General features: G+C 75.4%; 17 protein-coding genes. 6 read left to right on the top strand and 11 right to left on the bottom strand.

The features are described from left to right. Positions 1-2: 2 nt before the first annotated feature. From OSR43_RS08555 to OSR43_RS08525, 7 genes are all read right to left on the bottom strand, one after another. Positions 3-1,100 carry a zinc-binding alcohol dehydrogenase gene (locus tag OSR43_RS08555; RefSeq protein WP_302270873.1) on the bottom strand — a complete coding sequence of 366 codons (1,098 nt, stop codon included), beginning with the start codon at positions 1,098-1,100 and terminating at the stop codon, positions 3-5. Further along, positions 1,097-2,101 carry a Gfo/Idh/MocA family protein gene (locus tag OSR43_RS08550; protein ID WP_302270872.1) on the bottom strand — a complete coding sequence of 335 codons (1,005 nt, stop codon included), beginning with the start codon at positions 2,099-2,101 and terminating at the stop codon, positions 1,097-1,099. Before OSR43_RS08550 ends, OSR43_RS08555 begins: the two co-directional genes overlap by 4 nt. Then, positions 2,098-3,240: a glycosyltransferase gene (locus OSR43_RS08545; RefSeq protein ID WP_302270871.1), complete on the bottom strand. Its 1,143-nt coding sequence runs from the start codon at positions 3,238-3,240 to the stop codon at positions 2,098-2,100. Before OSR43_RS08545 ends, OSR43_RS08550 begins: the two co-directional genes overlap by 4 nt. Further along, positions 3,237-4,217, bottom strand: a complete 981-nt coding sequence (locus OSR43_RS08540; protein ID WP_302270870.1) for a glucosyl-3-phosphoglycerate synthase — start codon at positions 4,215-4,217, stop codon at positions 3,237-3,239. Before OSR43_RS08540 ends, OSR43_RS08545 begins: the two co-directional genes overlap by 4 nt. After that, positions 4,218-4,901 (bottom strand): 2'-5' RNA ligase family protein, encoded by a 684-nt coding sequence (locus OSR43_RS08535; RefSeq protein ID WP_302270869.1) that lies wholly within the window; start codon positions 4,899-4,901, stop codon positions 4,218-4,220. Positions 4,902-5,053: 152 nt separating this feature from the next. Next, entirely contained in the window at positions 5,054-5,911 is an 858-nt protein-coding gene (locus tag OSR43_RS08530) for a sulfotransferase (RefSeq protein ID WP_302270868.1), read from the bottom strand. Positions 5,912-5,918: 7 nt separating this feature from the next. Then, on the bottom strand, positions 5,919-6,902 hold the full coding sequence (locus tag OSR43_RS08525) for a GlxA family transcriptional regulator (RefSeq protein ID WP_302270866.1): 984 nt from the start codon (positions 6,900-6,902) through the stop codon (positions 5,919-5,921). A 94-nt stretch (positions 6,903-6,996) separates the two neighbouring features. On the opposite strand from OSR43_RS08525, the gene OSR43_RS08520 reads away from it, so the two are divergent. Next, on the top strand, positions 6,997-7,143 hold the full coding sequence (locus tag OSR43_RS08520; protein WP_302270865.1) for a hypothetical protein: 147 nt from the start codon (positions 6,997-6,999) through the stop codon (positions 7,141-7,143). A 99-nt stretch (positions 7,144-7,242) separates the two neighbouring features. Here OSR43_RS08520 and rpsA read toward each other — a convergent pair whose 3' ends face one another. Next, complete coding sequence (gene rpsA, locus OSR43_RS08515) at positions 7,243-8,715, bottom strand: 30S ribosomal protein S1 (protein WP_302270864.1); 1,473 nt, start codon at positions 8,713-8,715, stop codon at positions 7,243-7,245. Positions 8,716-9,158: 443 nt separating this feature from the next. Here rpsA and OSR43_RS08510 point away from each other — a divergent pair, with 443 nt between their 5' ends. The 3 genes from OSR43_RS08510 to OSR43_RS08500 all read left to right on the top strand — a co-directional run bounded on the left by OSR43_RS08510 (position 9,159) and on the right by OSR43_RS08500 (position 13,527). Continuing rightward, the gene (locus OSR43_RS08510; protein ID WP_302270863.1) at positions 9,159-11,831 is read left to right on the top strand and encodes a hypothetical protein; all 2,673 of its coding nucleotides are present in this window, start codon (positions 9,159-9,161) and stop codon (positions 11,829-11,831) included. Positions 11,832-11,935: 104 nt separating this feature from the next. Beyond that, the gene (locus OSR43_RS08505) at positions 11,936-12,685 is read left to right on the top strand and encodes a hypothetical protein (RefSeq protein ID WP_302270862.1); all 750 of its coding nucleotides are present in this window, start codon (positions 11,936-11,938) and stop codon (positions 12,683-12,685) included. Beyond that, a complete protein-coding gene (locus tag OSR43_RS08500; RefSeq protein ID WP_302270861.1) occupies positions 12,682-13,527 on the top strand; it encodes a class I SAM-dependent methyltransferase in 846 nt (281 codons plus the stop codon). Before OSR43_RS08505 ends, OSR43_RS08500 begins: the two co-directional genes overlap by 4 nt. A 48-nt stretch (positions 13,528-13,575) precedes the next feature. Here OSR43_RS08500 and OSR43_RS08495 read toward each other — a convergent pair whose 3' ends face one another. Beyond that, complete coding sequence (locus tag OSR43_RS08495) at positions 13,576-14,472, bottom strand: DUF3068 domain-containing protein (RefSeq protein ID WP_302270860.1); 897 nt, start codon at positions 14,470-14,472, stop codon at positions 13,576-13,578. A gap of 126 nt (positions 14,473-14,598) precedes the next feature. On the opposite strand from OSR43_RS08495, the gene OSR43_RS08490 reads away from it, so the two are divergent. Continuing rightward, a complete protein-coding gene (locus OSR43_RS08490; protein WP_302270859.1) occupies positions 14,599-16,449 on the top strand; it encodes a hypothetical protein in 1,851 nt (616 codons plus the stop codon). Then, positions 16,446-17,675 carry an acyltransferase gene (locus tag OSR43_RS08485; protein ID WP_302270858.1) on the top strand — a complete coding sequence of 410 codons (1,230 nt, stop codon included), beginning with the start codon at positions 16,446-16,448 and terminating at the stop codon, positions 17,673-17,675. Before OSR43_RS08490 ends, OSR43_RS08485 begins: the two co-directional genes overlap by 4 nt. Here OSR43_RS08485 and OSR43_RS08480 read toward each other — a convergent pair. After that, on the bottom strand, positions 17,567-21,727 hold the full coding sequence (locus OSR43_RS08480) for an alpha-(1->3)-arabinofuranosyltransferase family protein (protein WP_302270857.1): 4,161 nt from the start codon (positions 21,725-21,727) through the stop codon (positions 17,567-17,569). The genes OSR43_RS08485 and OSR43_RS08480 overlap by 109 nt on opposite strands. Further along, entirely contained in the window at positions 21,724-22,494 is a 771-nt protein-coding gene (locus OSR43_RS08475) for a class I SAM-dependent methyltransferase (RefSeq protein WP_302270856.1), read from the bottom strand. The genes OSR43_RS08480 and OSR43_RS08475 overlap by 4 nt, the downstream gene beginning before the upstream one ends. Between the last annotated feature and the right edge of the window lie 33 nt (positions 22,495-22,527).

Genomic DNA, 22,527 nt, shown 5'->3' with positions numbered 1-22,527 from the left:
GCTCAGCCGCGGCCGGTGGTGAAGACGGCCGAGAGGGCGTGCCGGCGACGCGCGGCCAGGTCGGCCAGGAGCTCCGGCGCGTCGGACAGCGGGAGGACGTCGGTGAGGAGGTGCTCGCGCAGCGGGCCGCCGCACCGGCGCAGGAACCCGACGGTGCAGGCCGAGAGCCGGAGGCGGTCCCAGGCGCCGCCGGTGCCCCGGGGCACCCGCCCGATCTGCGCGCACACCAGCCGCAGCCCGTTGTGGTGGTACTCCTCGCCGAGCCGGACGTCCGCGGTCGGCTCGGTGTAGAACGCCAGGTCGACGACCGTCCCCTGCGGCCGGGCGGCGCGCAGGGCGGTGGCGAGCGCGGCGGTCCGTCCGCGGCACTGCAGCACGAGGTCCGCGCCGTGGTCGGCCGGCCCGTGGCGCCACCGGGTCTTGGCCCAGACCGCCGGGTCGCCGTCCAGCGGGACCGGGACCAGGCCCAGCGCCGCGGCGACGTCGAGCCGGCGCGGGTCGGCGTCGGCGACCGCCACCTCCTCCGCGCCCAGGTCGGCGGCCATCACCGCGGTGAGCAGGCCGATCAGGCCGGCGCCGACGACGAGCACCCGGCGGCCGGCCACGCCGTCGCCCAGCCGGGCCGTGGAGGGTCCGACGGCGTCCGCCGCGGCGTGCAGCAGACCGTTCGCGCAGATCGGCCCGACGTGCGCGACGTACACCCCGAGCAGCGGGTCGAGGTCGTCCGGGAGGGGCACGACGTGCTCGCGGAGCGGGTCGGCGACGTGCGCGGTGGCGTGGCCGTACGCCGCCGCGACGAGGTCGCCCTCGCCGAACGCGGCGGTCCGCGAGCGGGCCACCCGGCCGACCTCCATGTAGCCCAGGCGGCGCACGGGGTACGCCGGGGCGCCGCCAGGACGCTCGCGGAACAGCCCGAGCTCCACGTCGTGGTCGCGGTGCAGCCCCGGGTGGTCGCCCTTGACGAAGGTGAGCTCGGTGCCGGCCGACAACCCGGTCGCCACCGTCTCCAGGAGCAGCCCGCCCTCCGGCACCTCGGGCAGGTCCTCCTCGACGAGCACGACGCGCCCCGGTGCCTCGACGACGAGGTTGTGCCGTCTCACGACGCCGTTCCCCCCGCTCCGGCGGACGGGGCGTCCAGGCGGACGGGCCCGCCGGTGCGCGCCGACTCGCTGACGGCCCAGGCGAGCCGGTGGCTGCGCACCGCCTCGGCGTACGGCGCGCGCGTGGCCGCCCGCTCGCCGCGGACCGCCTCGAGGAACTCCCGGTCGACCGCCACCCGGGGGTCCTCCGACCACGCCTCGGGCCGCCGCCCGCTCCCCTCGTCCCAGCACACGCCCGCGTCGTCGACCTCCGCCCACCAGCCGGGGCCGCACAGCTGCAGGGAGGCCTGCCGCTTGGCGGCGAGCAGCGACGTCGCCGTGAAGGACGCCACGGCGCCCGAGTGGAACCGCACCAGGGCAGCGGTCGCGTCGTCGACCGGGTCGTCGACCGGGTCCGGCTGCCGGTCCGGAGCCGTCGGTGCGCGACGCACGCCCACGGCGTGCACCTCGGCCGCCTCGCCGAGCAGCGAGCGGGCGAGGTCGAGCACGTGGGTGAGCTGCTCGACCACCTGCCCGCCGGACAACCGGGCCGATCCCCACCAGGCGACCGGCGGCCGCTTGTCGAGCCAGGAGCCGACCGCGAGCAGCGGCGGTGCGGCGGCGGCGCGCTCGCGGAGCGGGTCGAGGGTGTCCAGGCAGCGCCAGTGGTACCCGGTGCCGGACACCACCCCCGCGCGCTCGACCAGCCCCGCGACCTCCTCGGCGACCGCCGGGTCCAGGCCCACCGGCTTCTCGACGAACAGCGGGAGGCCGCGGGCCAGCACCGCTCGCTCCGCGGGGCCGTGGGCGAACGGCGGCACGCAGACGTACGCCGCGTCGGGACGTCCGTCGTCGAGCGCCTGCTCCACGTCGGTCGTCGCGGTGGCCCCGCAGGCCGCGGCCAGCCGCCCGGCGGCGGCCTCGTCGGGGTCGACCACCCCGACGACACGGGCGCCCAGCCCGGTGAGCACCTCGACGTGCCGGCGTGCCACCGACCCCGCCCCGACCACGACGATCCTCATCCGGCGGCCTCCAGGAGCGCGTCGTACAGGTCCAGGTAGCTCCGGGCCATGGCCTCCGGCGTCCAGCGGGCCGCTGCGGCGCGGCAGTCCTCGGCGCGGATCCGGCCCACGTCGCGCAGGCAGGCGGCGAGGCCGGCCTCGGTGTCGGCGAGGAAGCCGGTGACGCCGTGCTCGACGAGCGTCGGCAGCACGCCCAGCGGCGTCCCCACGACCGGGACGCCCCGGCCGAGGGCCTCGACGACGGCCGTGGCCCCCGGCTCGGCCCAGCGGATCGGGGTGAGCAGCGCGCGGGCGGAGCGGAGCAGCCGCTCCTTCTCCTCCCCGCCGACGCAGCCCACCCAGCGCACCTGCTCGCCGTCGACGTGGGGAGCGACCTCCTCGCACCAGTAGCGGACGTCGGGGTGGGCGAGAAGCCGCTCCTCGCCCGCGGCGAGGCGCTCGCGCAGCTCGCCGGGCTCCCCGATCCCGGCGACCGGCCCGGCCAGCACGAGCGGCACGCCCGCGGCGCGGGCCACCCGCACCGCCACGTCCTGCCCCTTGTCGGCGGTGATCCGGGCGAGCACCAGCGCGTGCTCCCCGGGCGCTCCCCCGCTGCCGCCCGCCGCTCCCGCCGGGGTCGGGACCGCCAGCGGGACCACGCCCATCGCCTGCGCCCGGAGGTTCTCCGGCGCGCGCTCGAGCTGCGAGCGGGAGACCGCGGCGAACCGCACGCGGCCGCCGCCGTCGAAGCGCTCGTAGAAGTCCGCGTGCTTGCGCAGGTCCCAGTGGAGGGTCTGCAGGGCCGGTGGTGCGCTGCGCCCCATCGCTGCCAGCACCGCCGGACCCACGACCTCGAGGTGGTCGTGGACGACGTCGACGTCCGTGCGCCGGCGGAGCTCCGCGGCCACCTCGTGCATGTGGGCGTGCGCGATCCCCGAGACCTGGTTGTACGGCGCGGCGACCGACTCGAACCGGGGGCCCGCCAGCGGGCACAGGAGCTCGTCGACCTCCAGCTCGCTGGTCCCCACGGTCGCCAGCACCACGCGCACCCCGAGCCGGCGGAGCTCGGGCACCAGGGTGGCGACGACGTTCTCGATGCCGCCGTAGCCTCCCGGGGGCACCGGCAGCCACGGGCCCGCGTTGACGAGGACGGTGGTCACGGCCGGCCCGTCGCGCGGCCGGGGTCGGACGACACGGCGAGCCGGGCCATCGGCGGGCGCTCGCTCACCGCCACGCACGAGGTCGTGGGGACGAACTCGTCCTCCACCCGCGCGAACTGGGTGATCAGCGGGGTCGGCGGGTCGTGGACGACGACGTGCCCGTACCGCTCGAGGCGGGACAGCAGCGCGAGGTAGACCTGGCAGGCCATCCGGCCCAGCGCGGCGTCGCCGGAGTTGCGGTGCCGCCGGAGGCCGAGGTCGACCTGGGCGATCGCGTCGATCCCGACCTCGTGCAGGACGTCGACGAGCATCGCGATCTCGACCCCGTAGCCGGAGACGAACGGCAGCCGCTCGAGCAGGGTCCGGCGGCCGGCGTACTCCCCCGCCAGCGGCTGCACGATGCCGGCCAGCTCGGGGAGGTGCATGTCCAGCAGCGGCCGGGCGAGGATCTCGGTGACCCGGCCGCCGCCGGCGGGCAGCACCTCGCCGCCGGTGTGCAGCGGCCGGTCGTAGAAGCCCTTGACGAACTCCACGCGCGGGTCGTCGAGCAGCGGCCCGAGCAGCCCGACCGCGAACTGGGCGTCGAACTCGCACAGGTCGGCGTCGACGAAGGCCACCACGTCGCCGGTCGTGACGTGGAGCGACTTCCACAGCGCCTCGCCCTTGCCCGGCCGGTCGCCGAGCTCGGGGAGGACCTGGTCCTGGCGCACCACGGTCGCCCCGGCGGCGCGCGCGACCTCGCTCGTGGCGTCGTCGGACCCCGAGTCGACGACGAGCACCTCGTCGACGAGGTGGACCCGCTCCACGAGCTCCTCGAGGAGCCGCTCGACGATCGCACCGACGGTCGCCGCCTCGTTCCGCGCCGGGAGGACGATGCTCACGGTGGTCGCGCCCTTGCGGTCGGCCAGCCGGTGCCGGTCGTGGTCGGCGCTCGTGCTCGTGCGGTGGGCGAACCACGCCTGCACGTCGGGGCGCACTCAACCCACCGCCCCCGAGGGGACCGGCACCCGGTGCAGCGGGACCTCGCGGCGCACGGACCACTGGTAGTGCCGGTCGCGCCTGGTGACGGCGACCAGGCTGAGCCGGTCGACCTGCGCCTGCCCGGCGACCTCCGGCAGCCGACGGGCGAGCGAGTCGAGCTCGGCACCGGTGACCGCCCGGTTGGCGTAGCCCAGGCTGAGGTGCGGCCGGAAGCGGTGGCGGTGCACGAGTGGCCGGCCCGGTCCGAGGACCAGCTCGGTGGCGTCCCGCACGGTCTGCTGGAGCGCGCCGACGGCCGCGGACGGCCCCACGCGCAGCGCGACCGCGCTGGCGAACCGCTCGTAGGGCCCGCAGTCGAGGTGCAGGGCGCCCGGAGGGGACCCACCCGCGGCCGCGGCCACGGCCTCGGCGACCGACGCGCCCACCCGGTCGACCACGGAGGGGTCCAGCTCGTCCTCGAAGCCGACGTCGCACACGGTGACGTGCCACCAGGCCGGTGGGACGACGTCGAGCCACGGCGTGCGGCGCAGCTCGGCCAGCACGGGCTCGCAGGCCTCGGCCAGGCCGGCCGGTCCCACCGCGAGGTACCAGTAGAGGCAGGGGCGCTCCCGGACCCACTCGGGCCGCCACGCCCAGTGCTCGCGCAGGCCGTCCATGTCCATCTGTCGACGATCGCTCACCGCAACCCTCCCAGCGACGACCGTCCAGGTCGGCCTGCCCTGGGACTCCAGCGTCCCCGTCCCGAGTCGTCGCTCGTCGGGGCAGTACCCGGTGTGACAGGGGTCATAACTGCCGCTCGAGCAGCGCGGGTGGTCCCGTCCGGGCGGTCGCCTCAGCGGAAGCGTGCGCTCGGCCAGAGCCGCTCGAGGTCGACGTCGGGGAACCGCCGGGCCACGGCGTCGTACACCGGGGCGTACGTCGCCGCCACCTCCCGCACCGTCGCCTCCGGCAGCACTGCGTCGGTCGGGGTGGCGTTGACCCGCTTCCCGACCTGCGCGGGGTGGGCGTCGATGCGGAGGAAGCCGCACAGCTCCTCGACGGCCTCGGGCCGGAACAGGCGCTCGTAGAGCTCGAGGTGCACCAGGCCCGGCGCGAAGGCGGCATCGAGCCGGTCCAGGGTCAGGTCGTAGCGCGAGCGGAGCCGGTGGTAGTCCTGGCGGTGCACCTCGAGCGTGCGCTCCTCCGCCGTCCGCCCCTCCGTGCCCCGGCCGCGGTCGTAGGACATCCGCACCGAGGACCACACCCGGTCGACCGGGTCCCGCATCAGGAACACCGCGACGCAGCGCACCCCGCGCTCCTCGAAGGACCGGCGCACCGAGGCCAGCCGCTCCTCCCCCAGCAGCGCGTACGACGGGGTGACGTCGGCCGTCAGCCGGGTCCCCGGCGCCCGGAGCAGGCCGGCGAAGTAGTCGGGGTAGGCGCCGGGATCGGTGTAGAACGACGCCCGCAGCAGGCGTCCCTCGTCGTACGGCTCGCCGGCCTCCCGGGCGAGCCGGGCCCGCTCAGCCTGCCGCAGCACCCGCTCCCGGACGTAGGAGGAGTGGGGCAGGTCGAGCCCGTCGAAGACGTGGTACTCCTTGCGGAACCCGGGGTCGAACTGTGGGGACGCCTGGAGGTAGTCGTGCAGCCAGCTGGTGCCGCCCTTCTGCGCCCCGACACCGAGCAGGAAGGTCCCCGGGTCGTCCGTCACGCGGCCATCATGCCGGGGCCGGAACCGCGAACTGCCGCCGGTACCGCTGGGGGCTGACCCCGCGCACCCGGGTGAAGTGGTGCCGCAGCGTGGCGGCGTTGCCGAAGCCCACCTCGCCCGCGATCCACTCGACGGGGCGGTCGGTCTCCTCGAGCAGCTGCTCGGCGCGCAGCACCCGCTGACGGGTCACCCAGGCGTGCGGGGTGGCCCCCGTCTCGGCCCGGAACCTCCGGGCGAAGGTCCGTGGCGACATCAGGGCGCGCCGCGCGAGCGTCTCGACGTCGAGGTCGGACCCGAGGTTGGCGACGATCCAGGTGAGCAGGGGACCCAGCGTCTCGGCGTCGCAGTCGGGCACCGCCCGCGCGATGAACTGGGCCTGTCCCCCGTCGCGGTGCGGCGGGACGACCATCCGGCGGGCCGCGCTGGCGGCCGTCGCGGCGCCGAACGTCTCGCGCAGCAGGTGCAGGGCCGCGTCCAGCCCGGCGGCCGACCCGGCCCCGGTGATCACCGAGCCGTCGTGGACGTAGAGCACGTCGCCGTCGACCTGCGCCCGCGGGAACCGCTCGGCGAGCCGGTCCGCGTGGCGCCAGTGGGTCGTGCAACGCCGGCCGTCGAGGAGCCCCGCCTCGCCGAGCACGAAGGCACCGGTGCAGTGCGCGAAGACCGTCGCTCCCCGATCGTGCGCCGCGCGCACGGCCGCCGCGACCTCCGGCGAGGGCTCCAGGTAGTCCCGCTTGGGGCAGACGCAGACGAGGTCGGCCGCCGCGACCACGTCGAGCCCGTGCTCGACGTGCAGGTCGAAGCCGGAGGCGCCGCGCACCCGCCCGGGCCGGGTCGTGGCGACCTTGAAGTCGAAGACCGGGTTGTCGTCCTCGGGGTGGTACGGCTCGGCCCACACCTCGCACATCGACCCGAGGCCGAACGGCTCGGCGCCGTCCTGGACCAGGACCACGACGTTCCTCATGGCGTTGCCCACGTGCGTGCTCTCCACCGGCACAGCATGCACCCGGACATGGCAGGAAATCAATGCACCCTGGCGTCTCTGCCACTCGTGGCGGGATCTTGGCAAGAGCAGGATTCCTGCCATGACCTTCCTGATGCTGCTCCTGCTGGTCGCCACCGCCCTGGCCGTCGCGACCGTCCTCCGCACCCGACACGACGGCCGCGGGCCGTCCCGGCCGCCCGCCTCCCACGTCGAGGACCCGCGGTTCCGCGCCCCCGGCGTCTGGTGACCGGCCCGCCACCCAGCCGTCCGGACACGACGAAGGCCCGGCCACCGTGAGGTGGCCGGGCCTTCGTGCGTCTGGTGCTGCTACCTGCTGGTCAGCGGGTCACTGACCGCCGGTCAGCTTCTCGCGGAGCGCCTGCAGCGCCTCGTCCGAGGCGAGCGAGCCGCCCTCGGTGGAGGCGGTGTCGTCGGTGCCACCGCTGGAGTACGAGGTGGCCTCGCCGGCCTCGACCTCGGCCTTGGCGGCCTCCTGCTGCTGCTTGACGTGGGCCTCCCAGCGGGCGTGCGCCTTGGCGTACTGCTCCTCCCAGGTCGCGCGCTGCTCGTCGAAGCCCTCGAGCCACTCGCCGGTCTCGGGGTCGAAGCCCTCGGGGTAGACGTAGTTGCCCTGCTCGTCGTACGTCGCGGTCATGCCGTACAGCGTCGGGTCGAACTCCTCGACGTCGGCGGCCGTGGCGGTCTCGTTGGCCTGCTTGAGCGACAGCGAGATCCGGCGACGCTCGAGGTCGATGTCGATGATCTTGACCATGACGTCGTCGTTGACCTGGACGACCTGCTCGGGGATCTCCACGTGGCGCTCGGCCAGCTCGGAGATGTGCACCAGGCCCTCGATGCCCTCCTCGACGCGGACGAACGAGCCGAAGGGCACCAGCTTGGTGACCTTGCCCGGCACGATCTGGCCGATCTGGTGGGTGCGGGCGAAGTGCTGCCACGGGTCCTCCTGCGTCGCCTTCAGCGACAGGGAGACACGCTCGCGGTCCATGTCCACGTCGAGGACCTCGACTGTGACCTCGTCGCCCACGGCGACGACCTCGGACGGGTGGTCGATGTGCTTCCAGGACAGCTCGGAGACGTGGACGAGGCCGTCGACGCCGCCGAGGTCCACGAACGCACCGAAGTTGACGATCGAGGAGACGACGCCCTTGCGGATCTGGCCCTTCTGCAGCTGGGTCAGGAAGCCGTGGCGGACCTCGGACTGGGTCTGCTCGAGCCAGGCACGGCGCGACAGGACCACGTTGTTGCGGTTCTTGTCGAGCTCGATGATCTTGGCCTCGAGGGTCTGGCCCACGTAGGGCTGCAGGTCGCGGACGCGACGCATCTCCACCAGCGAGGCGGGCAGGAAGCCGCGCAGGCCGATGTCCAGGATCAGGCCGCCCTTGACGACCTCGATGACGGTGCCCTCGACGACGCCGTCCTCCTCCTTGACCTGCTCGATGGTGCCCCAGGCGCGCTCGTACTGGGCGCGCTTCTTGGACAGGATCAGGCGGCCTTCCTTGTCCTCCTTCTGGAGGACGAGGGCCTCGACCTTGTCGCCGACCTCGACGACCTCGGAGGGGTCGACGTCGTGCTTGATCGACAGCTCGCGCGAGGGGATGACGCCCTCGGTCTTGTAGCCGATGTCGAGCAGGACCTCGTCGCGGTCCACCTTGACGATGGTGCCGTCGACGATGTCACCGTCGTTGAAGTACTTGATGGTCGCGTCGATCGCGGCGAGGAAGTCCTCTTCGGACCCGATGTCGTTGACCGCGACCTGAGGCGCGTCGTAGTCCGGAAGAGTGGAGATGGTGCTCGTCATGTAGAGACAGATCCTTGGGTGGGCAGATGTCGTGCGGGCGCGCGCGGGAGGTCGTTTTCACTACCGGTGGTGTCGTGCCCGGCACGCTGCGGAGCAGCGGGTGGGCTGATAGCGAGCGAGGGTCCGCTCCGTCCGGGACGCAGGCAGACCTCTGGCGCGTGGCCAGCCTACGCCGCGGCGCGAGGCGGAGCCAACTCCTACGGCGACCCCCGCAGGTACCCACCGCCGCCGGCACCGGTCAGGGTCCTCGCAGGACCGGCGCATAGCGGGGTCCGCGCCGGGTACGACACCAGCAGCGACGTGCCACCCCGCCCCTGACGTGGTCCTCTCCCCCAGGCGCCGGTCCGCCCCCTCGCTCGGCGCCCCCGTCGTGCCGTGCCGCTCCGGCGCGGTCCCCCGGCGTGCGGGCGCCGTCCCCCCGACCCCCGCCACAGGAGACCCCCATGCCTCCCATGCCCCCCGAGCGACCCCTGCCACGACCGGTCCGCACCGGCCGGTCGTCCCCGGCCGCCCTCTCCCTGACCGCCCTCTCCCTCACCGCCCTCTCCCTGACCGCCCTCCCGGCACCGGGCGCGGCGGCCGCCCCCGAGCCCGTGCCCACGACCGTCACCTCCTCGGTGACCGGCGAGGTCCTGCACGTCGACGCCCTGGACCTCGGCGGGGTGGTCACCGCCGCCGAGGTCGGCCTGGGGCCGGTCCGCGGCACGGTCGGTGCCGGCAGCCCCCGGGTCACCGCCCGGGCCGCCAACCTCGACGCCGCCCTGCTGGGCCAGGCACTGCCCGGCATCCTCGCCGAGGCCGAGCAGTCCGCCCCGCCGGACGCCGGGGCGCCGGACACCGCGTCGATCGTGCCGACCAGCTCGTTGCCCGGCGTCCTCTCCCTCGGGGTCTCCCAGGCCTCCGCCCGGGCGCGGATCGGCACCGGCGGCCAGTGCCTCCCGAGCGTCCCCGACGTCTCGAGGTCCTCGGTCAGCACCGCCGACGCCACGGTCCTCGACGTGCCCGGCGTCGGAGCACTCGTCGAGGTCCCCGGCACCGTCAGCGCCTCGCAGTCCACCCGTTTCGTAGCCAACGGCGAGGCGAACGGCGGCCGCGACGTCGTCGCGGAGGTCGTCGGCTCGGCCGCCGACCTGCGCCTCCTCGGCGGCAACCTGGTCGTCCGGGTCGCCTCCGCCCCGCGCCTGACCGCCACCGTCACCGGCGACGCCGGCGCGTCGACGGTCGACTACGAGCGCCCCGTCGTCACCGTCGCCGCTGCGGGCCGGGCGGCCGAGCCGCTCGCGCCGGGCGTCCCCCAGGACTTCGCCGTCCCGGGCAACCCGCTGCTGCGCCTCGAGCTCTCCCTCGGCGGCCAGACGGAGACCGTCGCCGCCGACGGCACCCGCGCGGTCGGCGACGCCAGCCTGCTGCACGTCGAGCTGGAGCTGCTGCCGGTGCTCGGCGACGGCGTCGTCGTGGCCGCCGTCGACCTCTTCCCGATGCACGTCGAGGCCACGGCGCCCGCCGGGGGACTGGCCTGCGGCACCGAGACCGGATCGGCCGACTCCGACTCCGACGGGCTCACCGACGCCCAGGAGACCAGCGGCAGCGAGAACCCCTTCTCCTCCCCCGGCAACCCGACCGGTGCGACCGACCCGCGGAAGGCCGACACCGACGGCGACGGCCTCGGCGACGGTCGGGAGGTGCAGGTCGGCACCGACCCGAACCGGGCGGACACCGACGGCGACGGGCTCTCCGACGGCGCCGAGGTGGTCACCCACCGCAGCGACCCGCTGGTCGGGGACACCGACCGGGACGGCCTGGGCGACGGACGAGAGGTCAAGGACACGCGGACGAGCCCGACCGACGCGGACAGCGACGACGGCGGCGTCGACGACGGCACCGAGGTGGGACGCGGCACCGACCCGAACAACCGGGCCGACGACCGCCCGGCCGCCGACGCCGACGGCGACGGGCTGACCGACGTCCAGGAGACCTCCGGCTCGGCCAACGGCCTCTACGGCGGTCGCCCCACCAACCCGGCCGTGGCCGACAGCGACGGCGACGGCCTCGGGGACGGGCGCGAGGTCCAGCTCGGCACGAACCCGAACGACGCCGACACCGACGACGACGGCCTCACCGACGGCGCCGAGGTCACCACCCACCGCACCGACCCGCGGGACGTCGACACCGACAACGGCGGTGCCAGCGACGGCCGCGAGGTCGCCAACGGCACCGACCCGCGCGACGTGCCGGCCGACGACTTCCGGACCGCTCCGCCCGCGGGGCAGACCGACCGGGACGGCGACGGCCTCTCCGACACCCAGGAGGCCAGCGGGTCGGCCAACGGCGGGTTCGGCGGGAAGGCGACCGACCCCGCCGACGCCGACACCGACAACGACGGCCTCGGCGACGGCCAGGAGGTCACCGGGTCCGCGAACGCCTCGGGCGGCCGCGCGACCGACCCGAACGACGCCGACACCGACGACGGCGGCGTCATCGACGGGGTCGAGGTGCGCAACGGCACCGACCCGCGCGACCCGCGCGACGACCTCGCCGGGTCCCCCACCGACGGCGCCGGCGGCACCGACGTGGACGGCGACGGCCTGACCGCCGTCGAGGAGGCCGCGGCGGGGACCGACCCCACGGACCCCGACACCGACGGTGACGGCCTGACCGACGGCCGGGAGGTCGAGCAGACCCGGACCGACCCGCGGGACAAGGACACCGACGACGACGGGCTGAACGACGGCCGCGAGGTCAAGCAGACCCGGACCGACCCGCGCCGGAAGGACACCGACCGTGACGGCCTCAAGGACGGCGCGGAGGTCAAGAAGCACCGGACCGACCCGCGCCGGAAGGACACCGACCGGGACGGGCTGACCGACAAGCAGGAGGTCACGGGGTCGGCCAACCGTCGCTACGACCGGTGCCCGACCAACCCGAAGCGGGCCGACAGCGACCGCGACGGCCTCAAGGACGGCGCGGAGGTGAAGCGGTACCGGACGAACCCGTGCGACCGCGACACCGACGACGGCGGCCAGAACGACGGCAAGGAGGTCCGCGCGGGCAGCGACCCGCTCGACCAGGGCTCCTGGCCGAGCAACCCCCGGCAGACCGGTCGCACGAGCGGCTGACGGGCACCGACCGCACCATGGCGGGGCGGGGGCGGGCGCGGACCACGGGGTCCGCGCCCGCGTCGCCGTCCCGGGTGCCCGCCGCGCGGCGCTACGGTCGGTGCATGCCCCTCCTGCCCACCCTCGTCGGCGCCGCGACCCTCCCGGTCCGGCTGGCCGCCGCAGCCACGCAGACCACCCTCCAGCTCGGTCGTCTCGCCTCGGCCGACGGCCCGGTCCGTCGCCCGGGCGGGTACGCCGACCTGCTGATGCGGGTCATCGGCGAGCACGGGTACGCCGAGCAGCTCACCCGCCTGGTCGCCGACGAGGACGGGCCGCTGCGCCTGGCCGGCGCGCTGGCCGACCTGCTGGCGCCGGACCGCCCGCTGGGCCGGGTGCTGCAGGCCGACGGCGTCCTGGACCGGCTGCTCGCCGAGGACGGGCCGGCGGTCCGCCTGCTCGCCGACGGCGGCGCCCTGGAGCGGCTGCTCGCCGACGGCGGCGTGCTCGACCAGCTCGCGGCGCAGGACGGCGTGCTCGACCGGCTGGTCGCCGCCGGCGGCGCCCTGGACCGCCTCACCTCCGAGGGCGGGGTCCTGGACCGGGTCCTCGCCCCCGGCGGGCTGGCCGACCGGGTGCTCACCGAGGACGGGTTCGTGGAGAAGCTCGTCGCCGACGGCGGCACGCTCGACCAGCTCGTGGCGCTCGGGGAGACCCTGGAGTCGATCCAGCCGCGGCTGCAGGAGCTGGCCTCGCTGATCCCCTCCCTGGCCGACTCCGCCGACTCCCTCGGGCGAGCCGTCGGCCCGCTCGGCGAGCTGGCCGGCCGGTTCCCGCTGAACCGGCGCCGCGCGCTCGGCGCGGGGCCGTCGTGAGCGGGTCGCCGGACGCACCCGACTCCCGCCACCACCCGCCGATGCCGCCCGTGCGCGTGGAGCGCCGCGCGGTCGACGAGGCCGAGTCCAGGCGTGCCAACGGCCCCGACTGGGACCGCTACGCCGACGAGTACCAGGCCACCCACGGGGAGTTCCTCGGCGACGTCGGGTTCGTGTGGGGACCGGAGGGCTTCACCGAGGCCGAGGCCGGCGTCCTCGGCGACGTCGCGGACCGCGACGTGCTCGAGGTGGGCTCCGGCGCCGGCCAGTGCTCGCGCTGGGTCCGGGCCCGGGGTGGTCGGGCGGTCGGCCTGGACCTCTCCCTGCGGCAGCTGCAGCACTCGCGCCGCATCGACGAGGAGACCGGCGTCGTCGTGCCCTCCGTCCGCGCCACCGCCACGGCGCTGCCGTTCCGCGACGCGTCGTTCGACGTCGTCTTCTCCTCCTTCGGTGCGCTGCAGTTCGTCAGCGACCTCGAGGTGGCGGTGGCCGAGACGGCCCGGGTGCTGGGGCCCGGAGGCAGGTACGCCTTCTCCATCACCCACCCGACGCGGTGGATGTTCGCCGACGACCCGAGCGAGGCCGGCCTGGTGGCGAGCCAGTCCTACTGGGACCGCACGCCGTACGTCGAGGTCGACGACGCCTCCGGGGAGGTCTCCTACGTCGAGCACCACCGCACGCTCGGCGACTGGGTCGCGGTGCTGTCCGGCGCGGGGTTCGTCATCACCGACCTGCTCGAGCCGGAGTGGCCCGAGGGCCATGACCGGGTCTGGGGCGGCTGGTCGCAGGTCCGGGGACGACTCACCCCCGGGACTGCCGTGTTCGGCGCGACCCGGGGGTGAGCGAGGGGCTGGTGCTGCGGGCGGTGCGACCGCCTCGAGGCGCTGGCCTCAGGCGGGCTGCGGCGCGACGTGCGCCTTGGTCGCCCGGCGCGGGCGACCGACGAGCAGCAGCAGCGCGCCGAGCAGCAGGGCGACGGCGCCGCCGATGAAGCCGATGCGCGGGATGGTGCTGGTGATCAGGTCGAGGTTCGCGGCGTTGTCCTTGGCCTCGCTGACGCTGGTGGCGAGCTGGTCGTCGGTGAAGGCGACGTTCAGGTCGAGGACCTGGGTGCCGTCGGCCAGGTAGCGCTGCTGGGACTGCTCCTGGTTGACCACCGCTCCGGTCTTGGGCTCGACGTAGATGTCGACGGCCTGGCTGTAGGTACCCGACGTGCCCTCGGCGATCTCGATCTCCTCGTCGGCGACGGCGGAGGAGAAGTGGTAGACGGGCAGGCCGTCCATCTCGGTCGCCTCGACGTACTCCATGTCCACGGTGCGCCCGAGCGTGCCGTCCCAGTAGGGGTAGTCCTTCTTCTCGGTGTCGAAGGGGAACTTGTTGACGATCCCCTCGTACGGCGTGGAGCCCTCCGGCAGGTTCTCGTGGTCGCGGGCGAGCGCGGTCACGCGGTCGGTCGCGAAGGTGCCGACCGTGGCCGAGACCAGCCGCGGGTCCTCGCCGTCGACGCAGTCGGGAGCGTCGCCGTCGGCGTTGCTCACCACGCAGGAGGTGTTGACCCAGACCGTCGTCCGGTCGGTGGAGGCCTCGCTGTCGGCCTTGGTGATGCTGGTGACGTTCACCGGGAACGTCTCGCCCAGCTTGGTCGCCGTCCCGTCCAGCCGCGTCGTCTGGTCGACGTCGACCGGCGTCTTCTTCACCACGCCCGGCGCCCACAAGGTCGTCAGCACTCCGGCCACGACCAGGAAGCCGCCGACGGCGATGAGCACCCGTCCGATGATCTTTCGCACCGCATTCCCTCCCCAGGAAGTCTTCTGGCGCTGAACGTAACCTGCGTCACAGCGTTCGTGCACCAATTCGGCCAAATGCCGTCCGTACTTCCTCCGAACCGGGTGCGGCCGGGCAGACTGCGCCGCGTGCGTGGAGCGATGAGGCGGCTGACCAGGCCAGCGACGACCACCCGGCGACCGCCCGTCGACACCGGCCGGGCCGTCCTCGGCGCCGCGGTGGCGATGGTCCTCGCGCACGTCGGGTTCCGGACCTGGGCGCTCTCCGGCGGGTTCTTCTACGGCGACGACTACCAGCTGGTCGACGAGGCGCACGCCGAGGGCGGCCTCTCCGCCGGCCAGCTCGTCGAGCCGTACGCCGCGCAGTTCATGCCCTGGGGCCGCTTCCTCGCCTGGCTCGCCTCGACCACCGACCAGCTGAGCTGGCCGGTGCTGGCGACCACCAGCATCGCGATGCAGGCGGTCGCCAGCGCCTGCTGCCTGTGGATGCTGCTCACCCTCTTCGGCCGGCGCGCCGGGACCCTCGTGCCGCTCGCGCTCTACCTCACCACCTCGATGACGATGCCGGCGATGATGTGGTGGGCGGCGGCGCTCAACCAGGTGCCGATGCAGGCGGTGTTCTTCGCCGCCGTCGCCACCTGGGTGAACTACCTGCGCTCGCGTCGCCTGCGCTGGCTGGCGCTGACCCTCGTGGTCCTCGGTCTCGGCCTGTGCTGCTACGTCAAGACGCTGCTGGTCTTCCCGGTGCTGGCCTTCATCGCCCTCGCCTGGTTCGCCTCCGGCGGCCCCGTGCGTCGGCTGGTCGCCGTCGTGCGCGCCTACTGGCCGGCGGTCCTCGTCGGCCTCGCGGGCGGTGTCGCCTTCCTCGTCTACTACGTCGTCGAGGTGCCGCAGATCTCCTCGGGCGAGCGGCCCCAGGACCCCGGCGGCCTCGCGGACCGGATGCTCGGCGACTCCTTCACCACCGGCGTCCTCGGCGGGCCCTGGCACTGGAGCACCGACATCGCCCCCGTGGCCCGCGCGACGCCGCCGGACTGGGCGGTCCACCTGGCGTGGACCGCGATCGCGCTGCTCGTGGTCGGCATCGCGCTGCGCCGGGAGCGCACGCTGCGCGCCTGGGCGCTGCTCGCGCTGTACCTCGGCACCGACTACGTCCTGCTGCTGACCACCCGCGCCCAGGTCGTCGGGTCGGTCAGCGGCACCGAGTACCGCTACCTGACCGACGCCGCCTGCGCGACGGTGCTGTGCCTGGGGCTGGCGACGATGGGGCTGGTCGGCGCCGAGCAGCCGAGCCGGACCCGGGCGGAGCCGCTGCTGGCACGGGTCCCCGGGCCGCGCCTGGTGGCGGCCGCCACCGTGCTGGTCGCCGGCTCCGGCGTGGCGAGCTCGGTGGCCTACGCCCGGGTCTGGCACGACCAGCACCCCGGCAAGGCCATGCTCGGCGGGGCGGTGCGGGAGCTGGCGGACGTCGGCTCCATCGACCTGGCCAACGACTCGCTCGCGTCCGACGTGAGCGGCGCCTTCGGCCCGCCGTACAACCAGCTCGACGTGCTCCTGCCCATGCTGACCCCGGCGGCCCGCTTCCCCGACGCCAGCGAGCGGCTGCACCTCGTGCAGACCGACGGGGAGGTCGTCCCGGCCGACCTGGACGAGGTCGTCGAGGCGGAGCCCGGACCGGTCGCCGGCTGCGGCTGGCGGGTCCGCGGGGCGGGTACCGACGTCGTGCTCGAGGGACCGGCGATCGGTGTCCCGTGGTGGGTGCGGATCGACTACCTCGCCTCGGCCGACACCGGTCTGCGGGTCGGGGCCGGCGGCGGCTCCACCACCGCCGACCTCGTGCGCGGGCTGGGCACGGTCTACGTCCGCGTCGAGGCCGACGACCAGTTCGAGGAGATCACGCTGGACGGCCTCGACCCGGGTGTCACGCTGTGCGTGGACGAGCTCGCGGTCGGCGACCTCGAGCCGGAGGAGGACGAATGACCACCGTCGCGGCGGCACCCGTCGAGCTGGACACCCACGTCGCGCCGCGCTTCCCCGCGCTGGACGCCCTCCGGGCGGTCGGCGCCCTCGCGGTGCTCACCACGCACGTCGCGTTCTGGTCCGGCGACTACGGCCAGCACGGCTTCTGGGGCACCCTCCTCTCCCGGCTCGACGCGGGGGTGGCGGTCTTCTTCGTGCTTTCCGGCTTCCTGCTCTCCCGGCCCTACCTCGCGCGCGCGGCCACCGGCCTCCCCCGCCCCTCGACCCGCTCCTACCTCTGGCGACGGCTGCTGCGGATCGCCCCGGTCTACGTCGTGACCGCCGTGCTCGCGCTGGCGCTCCTGCGCGAGAACGACGGCCTGGGGGTCGGTGACTGGGTCAGCACGCTGTTCCTCGCCAACACCTTCGTCGACCCGCTCCCGCCGGCCGGCCTCACGCACATGTGGAGCCTGGCGGTCGAGGTGTGCTTCTACCTGCTGCTCCCCCTGCTGATGCTGGTCGCCACCGGCCGCGGAGCCTCCGGCCGGCTCTCCCCCGCCCGGGTCGTGGCGCTGCTGGTGCTCATGGCGGCCGTGACGGTCTGGTGGCACCTGGACGGGGGCGACCGGGTGGGCGACCGGGTCGACGGCGCGACCGGGCAGTGGCTGCCGGGCTACCTCACCTGGTTCGCCGCCGGGATCGGCCTCGCGCTCGTGCACGTCCTGGCCACGCGCGGCGGCGCGACCGCACGCCGGCTGCTGGCGCCAGGACGGCAGGCGGGCGCCTGCTGGGCGCTCGCCGGCGGGCTGCTCCTGGTCTCCGCCACCCCGCTGGCCGGGCCGACGCTGCTGGTGGCGCCCACGACGGCGGAGTCCCTGACCAAGAACCTGCTCTACACCGCCATCGGGGTCCTGCTCGTGCTGCCCGGCGTCGTGGCCGACGAGCGCAGCGGCTTCGGCCGCACCTTCGGCCACCCGGTCGCGCGCCGGCTCGGGCTCACGTCGTACAGCCTCTTCGCCCTGCACCTGCCGGTGCTGCACCTGGTGATGTGGGTGACGGGCTGGCGGATCTTCACCGCGCCCGGACTGCCCCTGTGGCTGCTCGTCCTGGCCGGCAGCCTGGTCGCAGCCGAGCTCGGCTACCGGCTGCTGGAGGTCCCGGCGATGCGCCTGAAGCGCCTGGTCCCGCGCACGCGGCCCGAGCCGACGGTCGACACCGCAGCGACCAGCGTCACCACCGACAGGTAGCCCACCCAGGCGTCCTCGCCGGCCCACCCCGAGCTGCTGCCCCAGGGCGTCAGGGCGTACGCCGCGGCCGCGACGAGCAGCGGTGTGGCGAGGGCCCACGGGGACACCTCAGGTGCCCGGCGATCGAGCACCAGCACCGCCGCGACCGTCAGCGCACCGACGACCAGGCCGCCGGTCCCGGCGACCAGCCCGGCGCCGAGCAGGCCCAGCACGACCGCGACCGGACGAGCCACGCGGCGGTCGGCCAGCGGCTCCGGCACCGGGCCGGCCCAGCGGCGCCGGGTCAGCCCGACGACCGCCACCAGGCCGAGGAGTGCCAGGGCGCCGCCGAGGAGGCCGGCGCGGTAGGTGGTGTCCGGAGCGAACCGCACGGAGACCGGGCCGTCCCCGGCCAGCCGGAACCCCTGCTGCCAGCCGTCGACGACGACCGGGTCCAGGGCCGCGCCGTCCTGGGTGGCCGTCCAGCCGGCGTTGGCGTTCTCCCGGAGCGCGACGAGCGTGTCGCCGGGTGCGGGCTCGAGCACCCGCTCGACCGGCCCGGAGAGGTCCTCGACCGCCGACGTGGGCGCCGGGGCGGGGCCGGGGTCGTCGACGGCGGTGAGCACCACCGAGGCCGCCTGGGACGCGTCGCCGCGGGCCGCCGCGACGTCGACCGCGCCCGCCGAGAGCAGGAGCGGCCCGCGGACCGGACCGCAGGGCACGGCCGGGACCTCCACCCCGCGCAGCAGCTGCAGGGGCGAGGCGCGCAGGGCGGTGCGCGTCCGCCGCGTGCCGATGCGCAGCTCCGGGCCGGTGCCGCACGGCTGGCGGACCTCGGTGTCGGAAAGACCGAGGGGCAGGTACGGCACGCCCTCGAGGCCCACCTCCCCGATGCCCACCGGGACGTCGGAGCCCGATCCGTCGAAGGACAGGTCCGAGGCCCGCTCCGCGGAGAGGACCTGGATCGTCACCCCGTCGGCGCGCACGGCGGGGAAGCGGGCACGCCCGGCGCGCCCGAGCTCGAGCTCGCGGAGCGCGACCACGCGGCCCTGCCGGGTGAACGAGAGGAGCACGCTGTCGGGCAGCCGGGCGGCCACGTCCGCGTCGACATCGAGGTCGATGCCCCGCACCGGGCGGCGGCCCAGCCAGGAGAGGGTCAGCTCGACCTGCTCGTCGTCCGGGGCGGCCAGCCAGGTGCTGGCGGGGTCGCCGTCGATCGTCGCGACCGCGCCGGCCCGCGGGTCGGCCAGGGCGGTGGAGGACGCAGCGGCCGAGGCGGGCTGGTCGCGCAGCACGAGCCGGTCGAGGGCAGCGCCCGCGCGGGGCCGGGCGGTCAGCGACGCGTCGTACGCCCGCGCGGCGGGGAGCTCGAAGGAACGCCGCACGACCGGCCCGTCCTCCGAGGTGCGGTCGCGCCCGGCGGCGCACCGGTCGCGGAGGGCGACCTGGACGCAGCCGGTGCGGCCGTCGAGGCCGGCACGGAGCACGACGGCGTCCGGCGCGCCCCACCCGGCGGGCACCGACGGCAGGTCGAGCACGCGGCGCACGGTCAGGCCCGGCACGTCGACCTCGGCGATCGCCAGCTGGCCCTGGGACGGTCCCCCGGCACCCTCGACGCGCACCCAGCCGACCTCGGTGCTGCCGTCCTGGCCGGCCGGGAGCAGCACCCGGCGCGTGCCGCCGGCGCTGAGCTCGACCGGCTCGGAGGCGCCGTGCTCGGTGACCACGCGCAGCCGCTGGCGGCCGTGGCCGGCCGCGGCGGTGACGGTGAGCTGCTCGACGTCGAGCGGCTCCTCGAGGTCCACCCGCCACCACGGGGTGCCGTCGCGGAACCCGGAGTCCCAGGCGGTGTCGGGGGCGCCGTCGAGCGCGGCGTAGGGCAGCGCTCCGCGGTCGCTGCCGCCGGAGGTGTCGGCGTCGGAGAGCGAGGACGAGGCGGAGACGGCGCGGGCCCCCTCGAGCCGCGCGGTGGTCGTCCAGCGGTCCATGTCGTCGAGGGGGTAGTCGCGCACCGGCCGGTCGCTGCGCGGGACGTCGCCGGGGGTGGTCACCGCGGACGTGCCGTCGTGGATCCGGGCGAAGGAACGCTCGCGCTCGCGCAGGCCGTCGGTGAGCACGACCCGCCCCGGGCGGCCGTCGCCGGTGGACAGGTCCTCCGCGTCCGGGGCGAGCACGGTCGGACCGCCACCGAGGACGTCGAGGTCGAGCAGGTCCGGGAGGTCCTCCGGTCCCGCGGCCAGGACGGTCGGGTCGCCACCGGAGACGGCGGGCGAGGCGGCCGGGGACACGGCGTACACCTCGACGGCGGGGCGCTCGGCCTGCCAGCCGCCGTTGACCAGGATCCGCTGGCCGTCGTCGCGCAGGTGGGCGTCGCCGCCGATGGCCGGACCGAACTCCGCCACCCGCTCGATGCCGGGCGAGGCGTCGATCGCCTGGTGCACCAGCACCGGGTCGGGGACGTCGTCGGAGCGCTGCAGGTCGTTGCGGACCACGAGGTGCTCGACGCCAGCGCGCCGCAGCGCAGCGGTCAGGCCGGCCGACCCGTCACCCTCCGCGAGCCGCTGCTCGATGCCGTCGAGCATGCGGATGGTCGCCGGCGGCGTGAGCGGGATGACGTTGCGCACCGCCCACCGGGAGTCGGCGAGCCACTGCATCGGCTCGTCGGCGGTGTCGCCCCACAGGTACTCGCCGAACGGCGAGCCGGGGACCAGCAGCGCGGTCCCGCCGGCGGACTCGTCGGCGACGTAGTCCGCGACCTCGTGCCAGTAGTCCGGGACGCCGAGCGTGGCGCCGGCCGGCTCGACGCGGCCCTGGAGCGCCGGGGCGGCGGTGCCGACCACGGCCACCACCGCCGCCAGGACCAGGACCCGCCGGTTGACCCGGTCGGCGCGGGGGGCGTCGCGGTGCTCGCGCAGTGCGGCGAGCGTGCGGTCGACGACGAAGGCCAGGCCCAGCACGAGCGGCAGCCGGAGGACGGGGTCGAACTTGTGCACGTTGCGCAGCGGCGCCAGGACGCCGTCGAGCAGGTCGGCCACCGGCTCGGCGAACCAGCCCTCGACGGCGCCGCGGTGCCCGGCGGTCACCATGAGCGCGCCGACCACCAGGGAGAGGCCGAGGAAGGCGCGGTGGGGCGTGCGGCGGTCCAGGAGGCCGGCCGCGCCGAGCAGGAGCAGGACGCCGCTGAGCACCAGGACCCAGGAGGTGCGGACCAGGTCGTTGCCCGCACGCGAGCCGGCGTCGGCGTACGGCACCCAGTTGGAGGTCCCGCGCAGCGCGTCGAAGAGGGTCGTCGGGAACGTCGTCACCGACGTGGTCTCGATGAAGTCGAGGAACGGCGGGCTGTAGGCGCCCATGACGAACAGCGGCACCAGCCACCACAGCGTCCCCAGTGCGGTGAACAGCGGCCACCACAGCATCAGGGAGCGACGACGGGGACCCGGCGTGCGGGTCAGCAGCCACACGATGCCCAGCGGCAGCACCGCGAAGGTCGCCGCGGCGTTGACGCCGCCGACCATCGCGACCGCCAGCGCGGAGAGGGCGGCCGCGCGGCGGGGCGAGCCGTGCGTGGCGCCGCGGACCAACGGCAGCAGCACCCACGGGGCGACCGCGCTCGGCCACGCCTCGATCGAGATCGGGCCGAGCGTCGTCAGCAGCCGCGGGGACAGCGCGAAGGCGAACCCCGCCACGAGGCACGCGAGGTCCGAGCGGACGCCGAGCGCGCGGGCGACCTTGGCGGTGCCGACGAGCGCCACGGACATGACCAGCCCCTGCCACAGCCGCTGCACCACCCAGCCGGGCAGGTCGACGAGCCAGCCGAGCAGGAAGAACGGCCCCATCGGCCAGAGGTAGCCGTAGGCCTGGTTCTGCAGCTGGCCGAAGGCGCCCTCGGCGTCCCACAGGTGGAGCGCGCGCGAGAGCCAGTCGGCCGGGGCGAGCGCGAGGTCGAGCTTGGTGTCGGCGGCCAGCAGGCCGGGGTCCTGGACGAAGGCCAGGCCGACCAGCAGGACGCAGGAGGCGAGCAGGCGGAAGCGGAAGGTCCCCGGCGTGCTCGCGAGCGGCTCGGTGGCGGTCACCGCTTGCGCAGGACGATCACGAGGTTCCACGTCACCACCTCGCGCGCCACCGGCACGTGCAGCAGGAACCGGGACCACCGGGGGTTGTACCGAGGGGTGAGGTCGACGACCTCGGCGACGCCGAGCTCCTGCTGCGCGCGCGCCCAGCGCATCCCGGCGCCCGCGGTCACGGCGAACAGCGACTCGCCGTACCGGTTCTTCGGCTCGTGGCCGTGCCGCGCGGCGTAGCGCCGACGCGCTCGCCGGCCGCCCAGGTAGTGCCACGGCGCGGTCTCGTGACCGCCCCACGGCCCCCACCAGAGGGTGTAGGAGATGAACACGGTGCCGCCGGGCCGGGTCACGCGGACCATCTCGTCGGCCATCCGCCACGGGTCCGGCACGTGCTCGAGGACGTTGGAGGAGTAGCAGACGTCCAGGCCGTCGCTGCGGAAGGGCAGCTCCATCCCGCTGCCTACGACCGTGCCGGAGGCGATGCCGCCCAGGCCGGCGAGCTCGCCGACGTCGGCGTCGAGGGCCCAGTACGTCGCGCCCGCGGCGCGGAAGGCGTCGCGGAAGTAGCCCGGCCCGCCGCCGACGTCGAGGAGGACCGAGCCCTCCAGCGGCACGTACGTCGAGAGCTGGTCGACCGAGTCCTCGGCCAGCGCGGTGTAGAACCGCGCGGGGTCGGGCTGCTCGTACCGGAACTCGCGGAACAGCCGCACCGAGCGCCGCAGCGTCGCCCGCCACGGCCGCCGGGGGCGGGTCGCGGACGGGGTCTGGCTCGGCACGCCGGAACCTTACCCACTGGTACCTTCCCGCGG

The organism is Nocardioides sp. Arc9.136, assembly GCF_030506255.1.
In the GTDB taxonomy this organism is placed as follows: Bacteria; Actinomycetota; Actinomycetes; order Propionibacteriales; family Nocardioidaceae; genus Nocardioides.
The sequence above is the reverse complement of the archived record's forward strand: the minus strand, read 5'-3'. Positions and strand labels throughout refer to the sequence as shown.

Excerpts from the sequence above, each read along its gene's own strand:
- OSR43_RS08550 (WP_302270872.1), bottom strand. The coding sequence starts at position 2,101 with ATGAGGATCGTCGTGGTCGGGGCGGGGTCGGTGGCACGCCGGCACGTC.
- OSR43_RS08510 (WP_302270863.1), top strand. The coding sequence starts at position 9,159 with ATGCCTCCCATGCCCCCCGAGCGACCCCTGCCACGACCGGTCCGCACC.
- OSR43_RS08505 (WP_302270862.1), top strand. The coding sequence starts at position 11,936 with ATGCCCCTCCTGCCCACCCTCGTCGGCGCCGCGACCCTCCCGGTCCGG.
- OSR43_RS08485 (WP_302270858.1), top strand. The coding sequence starts at position 16,446 with ATGACCACCGTCGCGGCGGCACCCGTCGAGCTGGACACCCACGTCGCG.
- rpsA (WP_302270864.1), bottom strand. The coding sequence starts at position 8,715 with ATGACGAGCACCATCTCCACTCTTCCGGACTACGACGCGCCTCAGGTC.
- OSR43_RS08520 (WP_302270865.1), top strand. The coding sequence starts at position 6,997 with ATGACCTTCCTGATGCTGCTCCTGCTGGTCGCCACCGCCCTGGCCGTC.